Source organism: Sphingobium indicum B90A, from assembly GCF_000264945.2.
Taxonomy (GTDB): Bacteria; Pseudomonadota; Alphaproteobacteria; order Sphingomonadales; family Sphingomonadaceae; genus Sphingobium; species Sphingobium indicum.
In genome coordinates this window covers 2295600-2310262 of record NZ_CP013070.1, presented here as the reverse complement: position 1 = coordinate 2310262, position 14663 = coordinate 2295600, and the positions used below count along the sequence as shown (strand labels likewise).

The window sequence follows — 14663 nt, the reverse complement described above, 5'->3', positions numbered from 1 at the left end:
TCATTTCACCGCTTCGAGGCGCTGGGTTTCCTGCCGCTTGAACAGCAGATAGACCGGGGCGGAGATGAGGAAGGCGACCAGCAGGCCGCCGAGCGCGATCAGGAACGGCCGCTGGCTCATCCAATAGGCGATCTTCATCCAGATCGGCAGCGATCCGACCCAATAGCCGTCGCCCACCGCAAAGCTCGCCATGCCTTCGCCGTCCACCACCGAAAGGTCGCCCTGGACCTGCGCGTTGATCCGGGTGTCGTTGAGGCCGTTGACCAGCGTGGGCAGCGCTTCGGGATCGCTGGCCAGCAGCGCGACGACGCTGCGCTCCGCGTCGAAGGGCGACTGGAAGCCGACGATGCCGCTGAAACTGTCGGACCCGGAAAAGAAGCCGTCGACGGTGGCGCTGTCGCTGCGCTCATAGGGGGAGAAGAGGTCGAAGGCGCGCTCCACCGGCGTGCGTTCGGTGACGCGCAGCCGGCCGTCCTGGTAGAAGACGGGCGCGCCGGAAAAGAGCGATTCCGACTGGGCGATCTGTATGGGGCCAATGACCAATATGTCCTTGCCCGCCATCCGCGCGGCGTCGACCGACCGGGTGACGCTGGCCCGGATCGCGGGCGCGCCGGTGGCGTCCCCGAAGCGGCCCATGACGTTCAGGAACGCCTCGACCACGGCGGGCGTCGGGTCGCCGGGCAGCAGGACGACCGTCTCCGCCATGTCGGGGCGCACGGTGAAGGGATAGCCGCCGCCCGCGAAGCTCGCCAGGTCGGGCATGTGCAGCGCGTGATAGGCGTGGCTGAGGTCGATCGAGCTTTCCGGCAGGATGCTCACCCGCACATTGTCGGGCAGCATCCCCTCGCAGCGCTGCTTGGACTGGACCAGCAGATTATAGTCGAACACCAGGGAGTTCTGGCCGAACAGGTCGTAGCGCGGCAGCACGACGTCGGCGCGGGACGTATAGGCCGCGGGCCGTCCGCCGCCGAACCATTTGTCCCACCAATGCTCGCCGGTCAGCGGCAGGGTGGTCAGATATTGGCCGTTCATCGACAGGTCGAGGCGCGAGCGGGACTTGTCGAGCCAGGGGGCGGAGGGATAGCGGTAGCGCAGGTCGAGCTTGGCGCCCTGGCGCGGCCAGAAGAACAGGTCGGGCGCGACATGGAAACCGGCGCTGAGCGGGCCGGGCGGCAGGCCGATGCCCTGAAGGGCGTAGCGCGGCACGATCTCGCCCAGGCGCACCGGCCGGTCGGTCCGCAGCCAGCGCGGCGCGGAATAGCGGGGGAAGGAGGGCAGGCGCACGCCGTCCAGCGACGCGCTCGCCCCGCCCAGCATGCCCCGTCCGATGGCGAGCGCCGCGGCGGCCTGCTTCAACTGCTTCTCGTCGCTGCCGCTGACGACCAGCAACTGGCCATCGCTGTCCACGGGATTGGCGATGACCGTGGCGGCGGGGCCGGCGGGCAGATCGATGCCGGGGATGCGGCGGCCCGGCGTCACGAACAGCACGGCGTTGCCGGCGGGGATCTGGCCGAAGCTGGGCTTGAAGGAATAGCCGCGATAGCTGGCCATGCCGCCGAACCAGGATGCGGTGCTGGCGGCCGCCTCCAGCTCGCCATTGGTGGGCTTGCCCGCGAAGACGAAGGGCAGTTTCAGCGCCACATTGTCGTTGCGGTCGAAAAAGGGCGCGGGCAGGCGCGCGAGGTCAGGCTTCAGCGGCAGCGACTGGGTGGTGATGTTCAGCACCGACCGCGTGTTGCTGACATTGGCCCATAGCGAGCTGTGGAAGGGGTCTTCGCAGTCGCGGGTGTAATGGCCGATGAAGCGCAGGTTGAGCGAATTGTCGCCCGGCAGGAACAGCGCCGGGTTGATCGGCACGTTGACCGTCTGCGTCGTGCCGTCCGAAGGCCGAAGCGGCAGGGCGTTGACCACTTCTCCGTTCAGCAGGACGACAATCTGGCTGAGGTCGCCCAGCAGCGAGGGCGAGAAGTTGAAGGCCAGGGTCAGCGAGGCGGCGGTCACGACCTGGTTGCTGCGCAGGCCGAAGGGAATGCCATATTCGCCCCGCGTTCCGGCGAGGCGGATGGGATTCCTGACCTGCAGGTCCCTGAGCGGCAGCCGCTGCGGCCTGCCCGTCGAAGCCGGGACCGGCGCGGCCGCCACGGGGCTGATCGCCGGCACGGCCGGAACCGCGTTGGCGGAGGTGGTGGCGAGCGCCCCGGCGGCCGCGGCGGCGGCCATGGCGCGCATCGCCTTCTTCCGGCGGCGCGGCAGGCGCCATATGTCGATGATCGTGTCGATGCCCACGCTGAAAATATCCCTGATGGATTTGAGGCCGGCGACCGGCGCCAGCGGCTTGTCCGATTGCCACGCGTCGGCGCGGCCCATGACGGCGCGCACCAGATGACGGGCGCGCACCATGTCGAGCGGCTGGAAGCGCAGCTTCGCCCGGCCATTGTCCAGCCGGACCGTGTCGACCGGAATGGTCAGCGTCTCGTCGCCCATCGGCAGCGAGATGTCCGTGACCTTGCGCCCCTGCAGCGCGAAACCGTCCGGCAGCTCCGCCGCCAGCCCGCCCAATGAAATGTCCACGGTCGTCCCGTCGACGACATAGCCGTCGTCGAAATAGAGCGTGACCGGCATTTGCGCGGTGATGCGGATATTCTCGCGCACCTGGCGCTGTTCCCGTGCGACCGAAATCGCCGCGATCAGGATCAGCAGGCTGAAGCTCGCCCATGCGGTGTTCAGCAGCACCGTGTCCCACTGCGCGTCGAACAGCAGGGGGAAGTTCAGCTTTATGAAGCCGAAGACGACGCCGAACACCAGCAGCAGCGCGGTGATGACATGCGGCCGCACCGTGGTGCCGTCGAAATAGGTCTGGTCCAGCAGGCCGCCCTTGTCGGTCACGTTGAACTTGCCCTTGCGCGGGTTCAGCAGCGTGAACAGCGTCGGCTTCACCAGATGGAAGGCGAGCAGCGTTTCGTAGATCTCGCCCCAGAAGGGCCGCCGGTCGCCGCCCTGGATGCGCTCGCTCGACATGGTGGAGATGAACAGGTGCGGCAGCGCATAGGCGAAGATCAGCGCGGCCGACGCATGGATGATGTTCTGTCCGCCGATCAGATAGGCGAGCGGCGATGTCAGGAACACGATGCGCGGCAGCGGAAACTGGAAATGCAGCATCGCGTTCAGGTAGCAAAGCCGCTGGTGCCAGTTCAGGCCCGGCCCGAACAGCGGATTGTCGATCCGCATGATCTGCGTCATGCCGCGCGCCCAGCGGATGCGCTGGCCGACATGCAGCACCAGCCGCTCGGTCGCGAGGCCCGCCGACAGGCGGATGCCGATATAGGCGGTGTTCCAGCCCATGCGCTGCAGTTTCAGCGCGGTATGCGCGTCCTCCGTCACCGTCTCGCCGGCAAAGCCATTGGTCTGCTCCAGCGCGGATCGGCGGATGACCGCGCACGACCCGCAGAAGAAGGTCGCGTTCCACAGGTCGTTGCCCTTCTGCACCGCGCCGTAGAACAGGTCGCCTTCGCCCGGCAGTTCCTTCACATTGCCCAGGTTGCGCTGCACCGGGTCGGGCGAATAGAAATGGTGCGGCGTCTGCATCAGCGCCAGCCGCGCGTCCTTCTGGAACCAGCCGACCGTCATCTGCAGGAAGGCGCGGGTGGGGACATGGTCGCAGTCGAAGATCGCGATCAGTTCGCCGTCGGTCTTCTTCATCGCGGCGTTCAGGTTGCCCGCCTTGGCGTGCAGATTGTCGGCCCGCGTCAGGTAGCCGCAGCCCGCCTGCCGCGCGAAGGCCCGGAATTCGGGGCGGCGGCCGTCGTCCAGGATATAGACGTGGAAGCGGTCGCGCGGATAATCCATGTCCATCGCCGCGAAGACCGTGTTCTGGACGATCGCCAGGCTCTCATTATAGGTCGGGATATAGACGTCGATGACCGGCCACTGGTCCGGTTCGCCCTCGATCTCCACCACCGGGCGGTCCAGCGGCCAGCTGGTCTGCAACAGGCCCAGGACCAGGATGACCCAGGCGTAGAGTTCCGCCAGATAGAGGCCCGTGCCCAGCAGCGCCGCGGGCAGGCTGTCGAAGTCCAGCGTGTGGGTCGTGCGCCAGAACAGGTAGCGGGTGGACACCAGCAGCGACAGCAGGCCGATGGCGATGGTCGACCGCTTGCCGGGCGAACGGTTGAACAGGATCACGCCCGCCATGGTGGTCAGCGCGAAGATCCATTGCGATTCCAGGTCGAGCGGCACCGTGACGACGACGATGACCACGGCCGCCACCAGGAGCCCTGCCGCAAGCCTGAGCAGGGCCTGCGGCGCGAAACGGGAAGGAAGGGACATCAGGCGTCCCCCGTGACCTGTATGCTCGCGTCTTCCGGGGCGGGTCGCAGCCCGATGCGCTCCTCCACGGCGTCGGCGAACAGGCGCAGATCCTGCAACGCGGCGCTGGTCGGCGCATATTTGCCGATGAGTTCGAACCGGGCGAGCGCTTCATTGACCGCCTCGTCGCGGCGGATGGTGGCCAGCAACTGGTCCCCGAACAGGTCGCGGACGAAGCTGTGGCTGTGGCGGGACAGCTTCTGCCGGTCGTCAAGCTGGTTGAGGACGAAGACGGTGCGGTCGAGCTTCATCGCCGGGGCCGTCTCGCTGAGGCGGTTGAGCGTGGCGAGCGAGGCGGCGGTGGGCAGCAGCGGGCAGATGTGCAGCGCGCAGCGCGGCATCAGCAGCTCCAGCAGGCGCCGGTCCTCCGACGCGACGTCGACGACCCAGATATGGCCGGGGTCGAACATCCGCTCATATTCCCGGTCGGCCCGCGCCGCGAAGGCGGCGGAGCGGCTCTGGCCATGGCCCTGCATGACGCTGACGCCGAAGGCCACCAGCGGCTCCCCGCCGGCCGCGCCCCATTCCGGCACGGCCTGCGCCGGCATGAAGCCGAAATGCATCTTCAGCGAATCCTGGAAGGTGCAGTCGAGCGCGTTGACCTCATAGCCCTTGCCCGCCAGGTGCAGGGCAAGCTGGGCCGCCAGAAACGTCGCGCCGGTGCCCCCCTTGGGCGATTGAACCAGGACGACCGCCATCAATCCAGCTCCGAGAAGCGGTTGAAGAATTCCTTGAGGTCGACATTGGCCTTCGGCGCGGCCCGGCGCGGTTGCGCGTCATATCGGGCGAAGATCTGGCCGGGCGCGGCCGGGGGTTGCGGCGCCCTGGGGGCGGGCCGTTCGTCCTGTTGCCGCACCTGCGGGACGGGAAGCCGCGCCGCGTCGTCGCCCACCACCTTCTGGTCGCCCAGAACAGCCGCGAAAATGGGCCATAATTCCGTTTCCGAAAACCTGTCCTCGAATTCGCGATAGGCGAAATCCCTGCGGTTCAGCTTCTCCAGCAATTTGCGAGCGTCGCGGCGCATTGGCCCCCCATATGCGTGAACGAATGGTATATTGTTGATTACAGCTAATTTACTATATCTTTCTTAATAGAAAGACAGGTCAATGCGACAAAAATCTGAATGTTGATGTAGATCAGGATAAGACGGAATTTGTTTCGCTAGGCGATTGATTCGAAAAGATTGTGTCCTGTGATATGTGCATGCGAACCCTTTTCGTCATTCCCAATACGGAACAATATGCGGGCGACCAGAGGATAGGTCGGTCGATGCAGGGATGCGGATGGAAAGCGGTGGAAAGGCCTTCGAAATCTTGATCCAGGTAAATTCCAGGCAAGGATTTCAATGCATTGGCCAATAATGAATGGATAATAGCGGCCACTATTCGATCCGATCCGGCGAGAATCGTCGCCTGGGCGGCGCGCCCAGCCGGAATCGCGCGGCGAAGTCGTTTCGGTTCCGCAGAAGAAGATGGATTTTATTGGGCGGTATCGACTTCAGCCCTGACGAGGCTGTCTAGGGTGTGTGGGGATTCAGTTCAGGGCGCGGCGAAAATAGTGGATTTCGAGAACCTCGAAACGAGGCAGGTGACTCGTTTCGACGCAGCGTACTTCAGTACGTGAGCACCGGAAGCGGAGAAAGCCGCTATTTGCAGCCCGCCATGGGCTGAATCCCCACACACCCTAGGCCACTTCCCGGCTGCGGCGGCGTACGGAACATGATGGCGCAGGCTTTTGACGCAGGGGCGGGCGGCCGCTACGGAGGCTGCGATGATCGTGCTGCTATCCCCCGCCAAGACGCTGGATTTCGAAAGCGCGCCGCCGCCCCTACCGGTCACGGCGCCGCATTTCCTTGAAGAGGCGCATAGCCTGGCGAGATCGGCGGCGAACCTGTCGCAGAAGCGGCTGTCGGAGCTGATGCATATCTCGCCGCGCCTGGCGAAGCTCAATGCGGACCGCTTTCGCGATTTTCCCCACCTGCCGGAGCGGCAGGCCCTGTTCGCCTTCGCCGGCGACGTCTATGCCGGTTTCGAAGCGCAGACGCTGGACGAAGCGGGCATCGCCTTCGCCCAGGACCATGTCCGGATGCTGTCGGGCCTTTATGGCCTGTTGCGGCCGCTGGATGCGATCCGGCCCTATCGGCTGGAGATGGGAACGCGCTGGGCGCCGCGCCACAGCAAGCTGACCGACTGGTGGGGCGATCGCATCGCCGCCCTGTTGCGCGGGCAGGTCGCGCAGGAAGGGTCGGGCGTGATCCTCAACCTTGCCAGCCAGGAATATTTCGCGGCGGTGGAAGGCAAGCTGGCGGGCATCCGCGTCATCGACGTCGATTTTCGCGAACCCGGCCCCGACGGACCGCGTTTCGTCAGCTTCAACGCCAAGCGGGCGCGCGGCATGATGGCCCGATGGATGTGCGAACATCACATAACCGATGTCGAGGCGATGCGCGGTTTCGACAGCGACGGTTATCGCTTCGACGCCGGGGAGAGCGAGCCGGACCGCTGGCGCTTCACCCGCGCCTGATCGAATCCGGCGCCGGGACCGCCGGGATGGGAAGCGGGGCCGCGGTCGCTCGCTTCCCGCCCATGATCAGGATTTGGCGGTCGCGGCTTCGGGGGCCTTTTCCTGCGCGGGCGCCTTTTTGGCGGAGGCCGACGTCGCGGCGCGATTGCCGCGGTTCGATATGATGGGGGTGGGCGCGTCCTTTGCCTTGTCCTTCTTAGGAGCCGCGGCCTTTGCGGGCGCGTCGGCCTTTGCCGGGGCATCGGAACGGGAGGCGGGAGCGGCCTTTTCGGGTGCCTTGGGCGCCGCCGCCTTGGCCTGCGGCGCGGCGGTCGGGCTTGCGGCGGCGACCGGCTTCTTGCCCAGTCCCGCCTTTTCCGCCACGGCGCGGCGCGCCTCCGAATAGCTTTGCGCCACCAGCGGATAGCTGCTGGGCAGCTTGTAGCGTTCCCGATATTGTTCCGGCGTCAGGCCGTGAGCGGCCAGATGGCGCTTCAGGGTCTTGTAGGGCCTGCCGTCGATCAGGCTGAGGATGCGATCGGGCGAGGCGAGGCTCCTGCGCACCGAAACCGCCGGCGTGAAGGTTTCGGCGGCGGGTTCCGCAACAGCCGCGGCGGCATTTTCCGTCAGCGCCGCGCGGGTCGTCCTGATCAGGTCGGCCAGGCTGTCGCTCGGCACGCTGTTCCTGGAAACATAGGCGCTGAGCAACTGGACGGTGAGGGCGGTGATGTCGTTCTTGTCTTCGTCGGCCATGTCAGCGAACCCGTTTCAGGAGGATGTTAGCGCTATTTGCGCAAAGGAATGCGGATTGTAAACGGCGGATTGCCCCGCCGGGATGATCAGTCGCGCTCCACGGCATCGGTCCGGGGCAGGAGGCGGCAGTCGCGCCAGTTCCGGTCGCCCCTGGGCACGAAAGAAACATAGTCGCCGTCGATGATGAGCGCCGCCCTGGGGCTGCGATAATATAGGCCCAGCGGCAATGCCCCGCGTTCCAGCGTGAGTTGTCCGTCCTTCCAGACGATCGTGGCGCGGTCTGCATCGGCGCGGAGAAAAAAGCGCCGTCCGGCGGCGCACCGCACCTCCATGTCGGTGGCCGGTCCCTGCGCGCCGGCTGGCGCCGGGGTCGCGGCGGCCGCCCATAGGGCCGCCGCCGGCATGAGGGCGCCGAAAAAGGAGCGGCATGTCATTGCTGGAGCCTTGCCTGAAGGAACTCGGTCCCTAACTCGCCGTGGACTCGTCGGTTCCCGTGGCGAGGGCATTGGCGATCATGGCGGCCAGCGTTTCCTCCGCCCGTTGCTTGACGCTCGCATCCTTCGACAGCAGGTCGTGCCTGATCCATTGCGGCGCCCGGCTGAGAATGGTCATGATCAGAGTCGTCGTGTTCGCGTCCATGCCATCGCTATGCGGACCGCGCCCGTTCCGGGCAACGGCAAAAGGAATCACCCAGATCAAGCCGCGCCCCGGCCAATCCTGTGCGGCGGTCCTGCGCGCCATATCTTCATGCGTCGCGCCATTGCCCCTGGGGGATGCCGTCCAGCGTCCAGTCGCCGATCCGCCAGCGCACCAGCCGCAGGGTCGGATGGCCGATGGCGGCCGTCATGCGCCTGACCTGCCGGTTGCGTCCTTCGCGGATCGTCAGCCGCAGCCAGCGGTCCGGCACGCTCTTGCGGAACCGGACCGGCGGGTCGCGGGGCCAGAGCGCGGGCGCCTCGATGCGTTCGACCTGCGCGGGCAGGGTCGGACCGTCCTTCAGCCGCACGCCATGCCGCAGCGCCGCCAGCGCGGCCTCGTCCGGATCGCCCTCCACCTGGACAAGATAGGTCTTGGGCATCTTGAAGCGGGGGTCGGCTATCCGCGCCTGCAGGCGGCCATCGTCGGTCAGCAGCAGCAATCCCTCGCTGTCGAGGTCGAGCCGGCCCGCCGGATAGAAGCCGGGACGGTCGATATAGGCGGCCAGCGTCGGCCGGGGCCGCCCCGTCCGTTCATCGCTGAACTGGCAGAGCACGCCATAAGGCTTGTTGAACAGGATGAGCGCCATGACGGATCAGTCCGCGTCGAACGCCAGGCTGCCCTGGTCGATCAACGCCGCCACCAGCGCGACCACGGCCGGGGAAGCGGCGAGTTTCGCGTCCACGACCGTCATCGGTTCCCTGCACAGCGCTTCGGCCAGCAGGGCGGCGTCGCCGTCGCAATCGAAGCCATGGCCGTCCACGAACAGCAGCAGTTCCGGTTCGCCCGGCCGGATGAAGGCAAAGCGGCTGGCCGGATTGCGGCCGAGCGGAACGCCCTGGGCCAGCATGGCGCGCACCGTCCGCCGGTCCGCCGGTTCATCCGGCCGCCAGTCCATGTCCGCATATTTGGGCAGGCTGTTGTGCAGGCCGAACCAGCGGGCGAAGGCGTTGCGGTCGGACAGGGCCTCCATCGCCATGGCATGCATCCGGTCGATGGCCGACGCCGAGATCTCGCCGGCATTGGACTGGCGGATGAGGTCGGGATCGGCATAGCGATCCTCGTCCGCCATGGCGTCGGCCTGATGGCGGCACCAGTTTTCGACCAGTTCGGCGCGGGACGGCGCGCGGAAGCCGATGGAATAGGTCATGCAGTCGCCGCCCACCGCCACGCCGTCATGGGCGAAGCAGGGCGGGACATAGAGAATGTCGCCGGGTTCGAGGATATGATCCTCCGTCGCCTCGAAATCCGGGATCAGGCGCAGGTCGTCATGCGGCAGCAGCGGCGTCGCGGAATCGCATCGCGGGCCGACGCGCCAGCGCCTTCTGCCCAGGCCCTGCACCAGGAACACGTCATATTGGTCGAAATGCGGCCCGACGCCGCCTCCGTCGGTCGCATAGCTGACCATCACGTCGTCGATGCGCCAGTCGGGTATGAAGCGGAAGGGTTGGATCAGCGCCGCGACATCGGGCGCATGATGGTCGACCGCCTGCACCAGCAGCGTCCAGGCGTCGCGAAGTTCGGTGAAGCGATCCTCCGGCAGCGGGCCGCTTTCCATGGCGAGCCGATCCGCCTGCCGGGTAATGAGGCGCGATTCGACGCCCTCCTCGCAGGCGAGGCCGGCCAGCTCGTCGGGCGCCAGCGGATTGCGCCATGCGCTCCACGGGTTGCGGATCAGCAGCGGGCGCTTCTGCCAATGGTCGCGCAGGAACAGGTCGATGTCGAAACGGGCGAGGTGCATGCCCCGCCCATGCGCCGTCCCGCGCCCGCTGTCAAAAGATCGGTCGAACCCTTCGGCCCGCCCGGTCAGACGGCCCAGTTGAGATAGAAGTCCTTGAGCGCATGGGCGTCATGCAGGGCGTTGTGCGGCATCCGGCTGTTGGACGCGGCGCTGAACCCCGCGCCGTTGATGAGTTCCAGGCGCAGCCCGTCCAGCCTGATCATCTCGGCCGGGCCGGTCACGAGCAGGGCGCAGAAATGGGCCAGGTCGTCGGGCCAGTCGGCGATGATCAGCGGATCGCGGTCATGCGCCAGATAGGCCTCCAGATGCTGGGCGGCCTCCACCCGGTTCAACTGATGGTCGACGCCCGGCGGCACGAAGCGCAGATAGGGGATCACATTCTTCTCCACCCAGGGGTGGATTTCGGCCGGCAGGGGGAGGGAGACGTAGAAATCCTGGTCCCCGATTTCGGGGACGAGCGCCAGGCTGATGAGGTCGCCGCCGAAGCCGTTGAATTCTGTATCGAGGAAATATCGCATCTCGCTCCTTTGACGCCGCGCTGCATTGCCGTAAAGCCCCCCGGCGGCGGACCCCGCCGGGAGAAAGTGGCATGCAGGCACGCGAATTCATCGGATCGGCGCAGGTTCCCGGCGGAGAGGAACTGACCCTCTATCGGCGGGGCGGGGATTTCATGATCGTGCTCGACCGCAACGAGTTGATGAGCAGCCGGATGAGCGGATCGGAGGAGGCGCTCGCCAATCTCAGTTGCGAAAGGCTGCGCGGCCGGGCGCGCCCGCATCTGCTGATCGGCGGTTACGGCATGGGTTTCACGCTGCGGGCGGCTCTGGCCGCGCTCGACGGCACGGCAACCGTCACCGTGGCGGAACTGGTGCCGGAGATCATCCAATGGGCGCGGGGACCGATGGCGGAACTGGCCGCGGAGTGCCTGGACGATCCGCGCGTGCGCCTGGTCCAGGCGGACGTGGCCGATGTGATCGGCGCGGCGCGGGGGCTGTACGACGCCATATTGCTGGACGTCGACAACGGGCCGGACGGGCTGGTGCGCCAGGCGAACGACCGCCTCTATTCGGCGCAGGGGATCGCGGCGGCCATCGCCGCGCTCAGGCCCGGCGGCATATTGGCGATCTGGTCCGCCGCGCCCGACGCGAGCTTCGCCCGCCGCCTGTCCCGCGCCGGCCTGGCCGTGGAGGAGGTCGCCGTGCGCGCCCGCAGCAACGGCAAGGGGCCAAGGCACGTCATCTGGTTCGCCGCGAAAAGGGCGTCCCGATAGCGGGCGCGGCGTCCGGATTGCGGCTCCAACGGACGTTCGGCTTCGGCCATCCCGCCCCGTCGGTGGTTCATGGGGAATTGTTCGCGGCGGGCGCATTGGGCGGCACGGCGCCCGATCCGCTGGTCGGCGGCGGAACGGCCGCGCCATTGCCCGGCGCGTCGTCCGCCCGGTTGATGGCTGCGCCGCCGAGGGCGTTCCGGTCGGAAGCCGGCTCGCCCGAACAGGCCGCGGCGAGCAGGCTGCCCGCCACCAGGAACATGCGGATCATCTTTTCCTCCTCCACAAGCATGCACTACCTTATCGCACGACCGGCCTTCGCGAGATGGCGAGCCGCAATGCCGCCTAATCCGCGGGGCGCATCGGTTCCCCCTCCGGCGGCATGGCGCCCTTGGGCGTGCGCGATGCGGGGTCGGGCGCCTCGATGCTGGAATGGACCATCAGGCCGACGATGGCGGCAAGGATCAACAGCATCGCCGCCAGCAGCAGGCAAAGGCCGAGCCTTCTTGGCCGCCCCTTCACCGCTTGCCATCGGCGCGCGGGTCCGGCCGTGCCGGCAGCTCGTCCAGCTTAGCCAGCAGATCCTTGAACAGGTCGTCATCCCTGATGGGAAAGTGCCGGCGGAATCCCTGGCCCAGAAGCTCAAGATCCCTCGCGGTCAGCAGGCCAATGGAAACGATCTTGTCCGACACGGCATCCTCCTTGCGGCAGGGAACTGCGGGGGAGCGCGCAAGTGCCAAGGATTCCGCCTCCGACATGAAATCTCTCGCCTGGGGCTACTTCCGACGCGGCGGCCATGACGGAGCGGACGTCCCGGCTATAGAAGCGGCGCGACCGGGGACGCGCGCCCGCCGGCGCTTTGCCGCAAGGCCTGGAGGTGGGCCTCGATCACCTTCGCGGCCAGTTGGTCGAGCGACCGGCCCAGCATCAGCCGGCCGGAAAGATGCAGCATCGTCATTCCGTGCAGGCTCGCCCAGATCCAGTGCGCCTGCTCCAGAACCTCGTCCCGATCCGCGTCGGGCATCAGTTGCCTGACCAGACCGGTCAGCAGGGTCCAGGACGCGGCGTCGCTCGACCCCTCCGGCCTGGCGGCCGTTTCCTGCTTGTCGGTTTCGAACAGCAGGCGGAATTCATGTTCCCGGTCGAGCGCGAAGCGCACATAGGCGTCGCAGGCGCGCCGGAACCGATCCTCCGCGCCGGAAATGCCGGCCGTCGCACGGTCGAGACAGGCCGCGAATTGCCGCCACACCTCCTCGCGCACATCGGCGATCAGGGCATGCTTGTCGGGATAGTAGCGATAGGCGGTCATGGCGCTGGCCCCGACCGCCGCCGCAAGGCCGCGCATGGACAGGGTCGACAGGCTGCCGGCCCGGATCATGGCATGGGCGGCGTTTCGAAAGATCGCCTGGGAGGAGGCGAACGCCTCCCCCCCCTGCCAGCGCGGGTGGCGCCCGTCCCCGGCGGTCATGCCGCGACCGTGCCGTGGGTCGGACCCCAGAGCCTTTTCGCAAGCGCGAGATAGGGTTGCGACACCGGCACGGTCAGGCCGTTGCGCAATTGCAGCCGCGCCGTGCGGCCGAAACGGTCGATCCGGACGACCGCGCTGCGCGACACCCACCAGGACCGATGGACCCGCTGGCCCTCCATGGCCGAGAGGCTGTCGAGCGCGTCGGCGAAGCGCATGAGGATGAGGGCGTTGCCCAGGGTCGTGTGCACGCGGACATAATGATCCTCATTGCCCAGGCATATGACGTCCCGCCCCAGTTCGGGCGGCAACCGTTCGAACAGCAGGCCGTCCGTCGCGGGGGCGTGCCGGGACGCGGCCTCTGCCGGCGGGTTCGGGATCGGCGGCGTCGCCGCTTCGACGGACCGTCCCGCCGGGAAGGGCGCGGAAGACAGTTTTTCCCAGAGGAACAGATAGGCCCCGCCGATGATCCATATCGCCAGGATCAGTTCGAACACTTCGCTGGGAACCGGGGTCCACGTCCCCTCCGACATAGAGGCGGCGGCGGTGACGAAGAACATCGGCACGGAGGTGATCGCCGTTCCCAGCGCCACGCGATGGACCATGGAACCGGCGGCGAGCGGGGGCCAGGCCCGCAGAAGAGGCATCGTCACGGCGGCCAGCCCATATTGGACGAGGAAGATGACGGTCCAATAGCCGACCCGCGCGAACGGTTCGAAATCATGGGAACCGAAGGCGCCGAGCCAGGCGAGCGTGGCCGCGAACAACAGCGCGATTCCCGCCAGCAGGCCGTGCCGCTTCGCCCAATCCTCGACATGCAATTTCGCGAAATCATGCATCGTGAATGTCCATTTGCCGTGCGTACAGTGTAAATTTACGAAGTAAATTGTGCAAGTGCGAATATCGCTTTGCCCGCAAATCCCTTCCCCCATTAGCCGGGTGGGGCACCGGCGGCATCGTGCCGTCGCCCTGGAGATTGCGCATGAAACGACTTGTCATCGGGCCCCTCCTGGCCCTGTTCACCATCGCCTCCGCCCCCGCGGCCGCGCAGGAGGCGCTCGGCGATACGGCGGAGAGCGGCCGCAAGATGGAGGACGGGCGTGAAGGGAAGGGGCCTACGGGCTTCATCGCGCTCGGCCCCGGCGCCACGCCCGCCTATGACGGCGCCAAAAGCTATCAGCTCATTCCCTTCGGCATAGCCGACCTGCGCTGGAAGGGGATGGAGTTCGAACTGCGCGGGCTGCGCGCCCGCCTCGACCTGCTGGGCGACAGCCCGGTGCAGTTCGGCCCGGCGATCAACCTGCGGTTCAAGCGCAACAGTTCGAGCGACGGCGACGGACGAGTGAAGCTGCTGGACGATGTAGGACAGGCTGTCGAGCTGGGCGGGTTCGTCGGCTATCGCTTCGGCGGCGATGAAAAGGGGCAGGGGGAGGTCGCCGTCGACCTGACCGTGCTCAAGGACGTCAATGACGGCCATGACGGCCTGGTGGCGACCGCGCAGCTTTCCTACGCGGCCTATCGCGGCGGTCGGGTTTTCGTGAATGTCGACGCGCAGGCCAATTATGGCGACGGCAAATATATGCGCAGCTATTTCGGCGTCACGGCGGAGGAGTCGCTACGGTCCGGCCTTGCCGCCTATCGGCCCGGCGGCGGCCTTCGCGACGTCGGCGCGGGCGCGACCCTGGGTTATCGGCTCAGTCGGCGGTGGGGGCTGATCGCGCGGGCCGGCGCCAACCGTTATCTTGGAGACGCCGGCGACAGCCCGATCGTCGAGGAGGGATCGAAGGTGCAGGCCATTGCCGGCCTCGCCCTCTCCTTCAGCTTCTGATCCCTGGGATCGCAAGCGCCGCCTTCATTCCTGCCGAAGTGGCCCG

17 protein-coding genes are annotated in these 14663 nt (G+C 67.0%); 3 read left to right on the top strand and 14 right to left on the bottom strand.

The window, feature by feature from the left end; translation table 11 throughout:
• The 3 genes from bcsA to SIDU_RS11240 are packed head-to-tail and all read right to left on the bottom strand — an operon-like array spanning position 1 to position 5389.
• Positions 1-4326 carry a UDP-forming cellulose synthase catalytic subunit gene (gene bcsA / locus SIDU_RS11250; protein WP_007686412.1) on the bottom strand — a complete coding sequence of 1442 codons (4326 nt, stop codon included), beginning with the start codon at positions 4324-4326 and terminating at the stop codon, positions 1-3.
• A complete protein-coding gene (locus SIDU_RS11245; protein ID WP_007686414.1) occupies positions 4326-5063 on the bottom strand; it encodes a cellulose synthase operon protein YhjQ/BcsQ in 738 nt (245 codons plus the stop codon). The genes bcsA and SIDU_RS11245 overlap by 1 nt, the downstream gene beginning before the upstream one ends.
• Positions 5063-5389 (bottom strand): hypothetical protein, encoded by a 327-nt coding sequence (locus tag SIDU_RS11240; protein WP_007686416.1) that lies wholly within the window; start codon positions 5387-5389, stop codon positions 5063-5065. Before SIDU_RS11240 ends, SIDU_RS11245 begins: the two co-directional genes overlap by 1 nt.
• A 746-nt stretch (positions 5390-6135) precedes the next feature.
• On the opposite strand from SIDU_RS11240, the gene yaaA reads away from it, so the two are divergent.
• Positions 6136-6888, top strand: coding sequence for a peroxide stress protein YaaA (gene yaaA, locus SIDU_RS11235; RefSeq protein WP_007686418.1), 753 nt, complete (start codon positions 6136-6138; stop codon positions 6886-6888).
• 66 nt (positions 6889-6954) lie between these two features.
• On the opposite strand, the gene SIDU_RS11230 is transcribed toward yaaA, so the two are convergent.
• From SIDU_RS11230 to SIDU_RS11205, 6 genes are all read right to left on the bottom strand, one after another.
• Complete coding sequence (locus SIDU_RS11230) at positions 6955-7620, bottom strand: Ros/MucR family transcriptional regulator (protein WP_007686420.1); 666 nt, start codon at positions 7618-7620, stop codon at positions 6955-6957.
• A gap of 86 nt (positions 7621-7706) precedes the next feature.
• Positions 7707-8054 (bottom strand): hypothetical protein, encoded by a 348-nt coding sequence (locus SIDU_RS11225; protein ID WP_007686423.1) that lies wholly within the window; start codon positions 8052-8054, stop codon positions 7707-7709.
• A gap of 31 nt (positions 8055-8085) precedes the next feature.
• The gene (locus tag SIDU_RS20025; RefSeq protein WP_233431817.1) at positions 8086-8259 is read right to left on the bottom strand and encodes a hypothetical protein; all 174 of its coding nucleotides are present in this window, start codon (positions 8257-8259) and stop codon (positions 8086-8088) included.
• 106 nt (positions 8260-8365) lie between these two features.
• Positions 8366-8905: a pseudouridine synthase gene (locus SIDU_RS11215; RefSeq protein ID WP_007686429.1), complete on the bottom strand. Its 540-nt coding sequence runs from the start codon at positions 8903-8905 to the stop codon at positions 8366-8368.
• A 6-nt stretch (positions 8906-8911) separates the two neighbouring features.
• Positions 8912-10057 carry a cupin domain-containing protein gene (locus tag SIDU_RS11210; RefSeq protein WP_007686430.1) on the bottom strand — a complete coding sequence of 382 codons (1146 nt, stop codon included), beginning with the start codon at positions 10055-10057 and terminating at the stop codon, positions 8912-8914.
• A gap of 65 nt (positions 10058-10122) precedes the next feature.
• Positions 10123-10575: a hypothetical protein gene (locus SIDU_RS11205; RefSeq protein WP_007686433.1), complete on the bottom strand. Its 453-nt coding sequence runs from the start codon at positions 10573-10575 to the stop codon at positions 10123-10125.
• Positions 10576-10646: 71 nt separating this feature from the next.
• Between SIDU_RS11205 and SIDU_RS11200 the strand changes: the two genes are divergently transcribed.
• Complete coding sequence (locus SIDU_RS11200; protein ID WP_007686435.1) at positions 10647-11327, top strand: spermine/spermidine synthase domain-containing protein; 681 nt, start codon at positions 10647-10649, stop codon at positions 11325-11327.
• 67 nt (positions 11328-11394) lie between these two features.
• Here the strand turns inward: SIDU_RS11200 and SIDU_RS11195 are convergent, their stop codons facing one another.
• The 5 genes from SIDU_RS11195 to SIDU_RS11180 form a co-directional block, all read right to left on the bottom strand.
• Complete coding sequence (locus tag SIDU_RS11195; RefSeq protein ID WP_233431816.1) at positions 11395-11595, bottom strand: hypothetical protein; 201 nt, start codon at positions 11593-11595, stop codon at positions 11395-11397.
• Positions 11596-11669: 74 nt separating this feature from the next.
• The gene (locus SIDU_RS19815) at positions 11670-11846 is read right to left on the bottom strand and encodes a hypothetical protein (protein WP_007686440.1); all 177 of its coding nucleotides are present in this window, start codon (positions 11844-11846) and stop codon (positions 11670-11672) included.
• Positions 11843-12016, bottom strand: a complete 174-nt coding sequence (locus tag SIDU_RS11190; protein WP_233431815.1) for a hypothetical protein — start codon at positions 12014-12016, stop codon at positions 11843-11845. Before SIDU_RS11190 ends, SIDU_RS19815 begins: the two co-directional genes overlap by 4 nt.
• Before the next feature lie 125 nt (positions 12017-12141).
• Entirely contained in the window at positions 12142-12792 is a 651-nt protein-coding gene (locus SIDU_RS11185) for a TetR/AcrR family transcriptional regulator (protein WP_025772807.1), read from the bottom strand.
• Complete coding sequence (locus SIDU_RS11180) at positions 12789-13628, bottom strand: LytTR family DNA-binding domain-containing protein (RefSeq protein WP_007686444.1); 840 nt, start codon at positions 13626-13628, stop codon at positions 12789-12791. The genes SIDU_RS11185 and SIDU_RS11180 overlap by 4 nt, the downstream gene beginning before the upstream one ends.
• Before the next feature lie 143 nt (positions 13629-13771).
• Here SIDU_RS11180 and SIDU_RS11175 point away from each other — a divergent pair, with 143 nt between their 5' ends.
• Complete coding sequence (locus tag SIDU_RS11175) at positions 13772-14617, top strand: MipA/OmpV family protein (protein ID WP_007686445.1); 846 nt, start codon at positions 13772-13774, stop codon at positions 14615-14617.
• Positions 14618-14663: the final 46 nt, after the last annotated feature.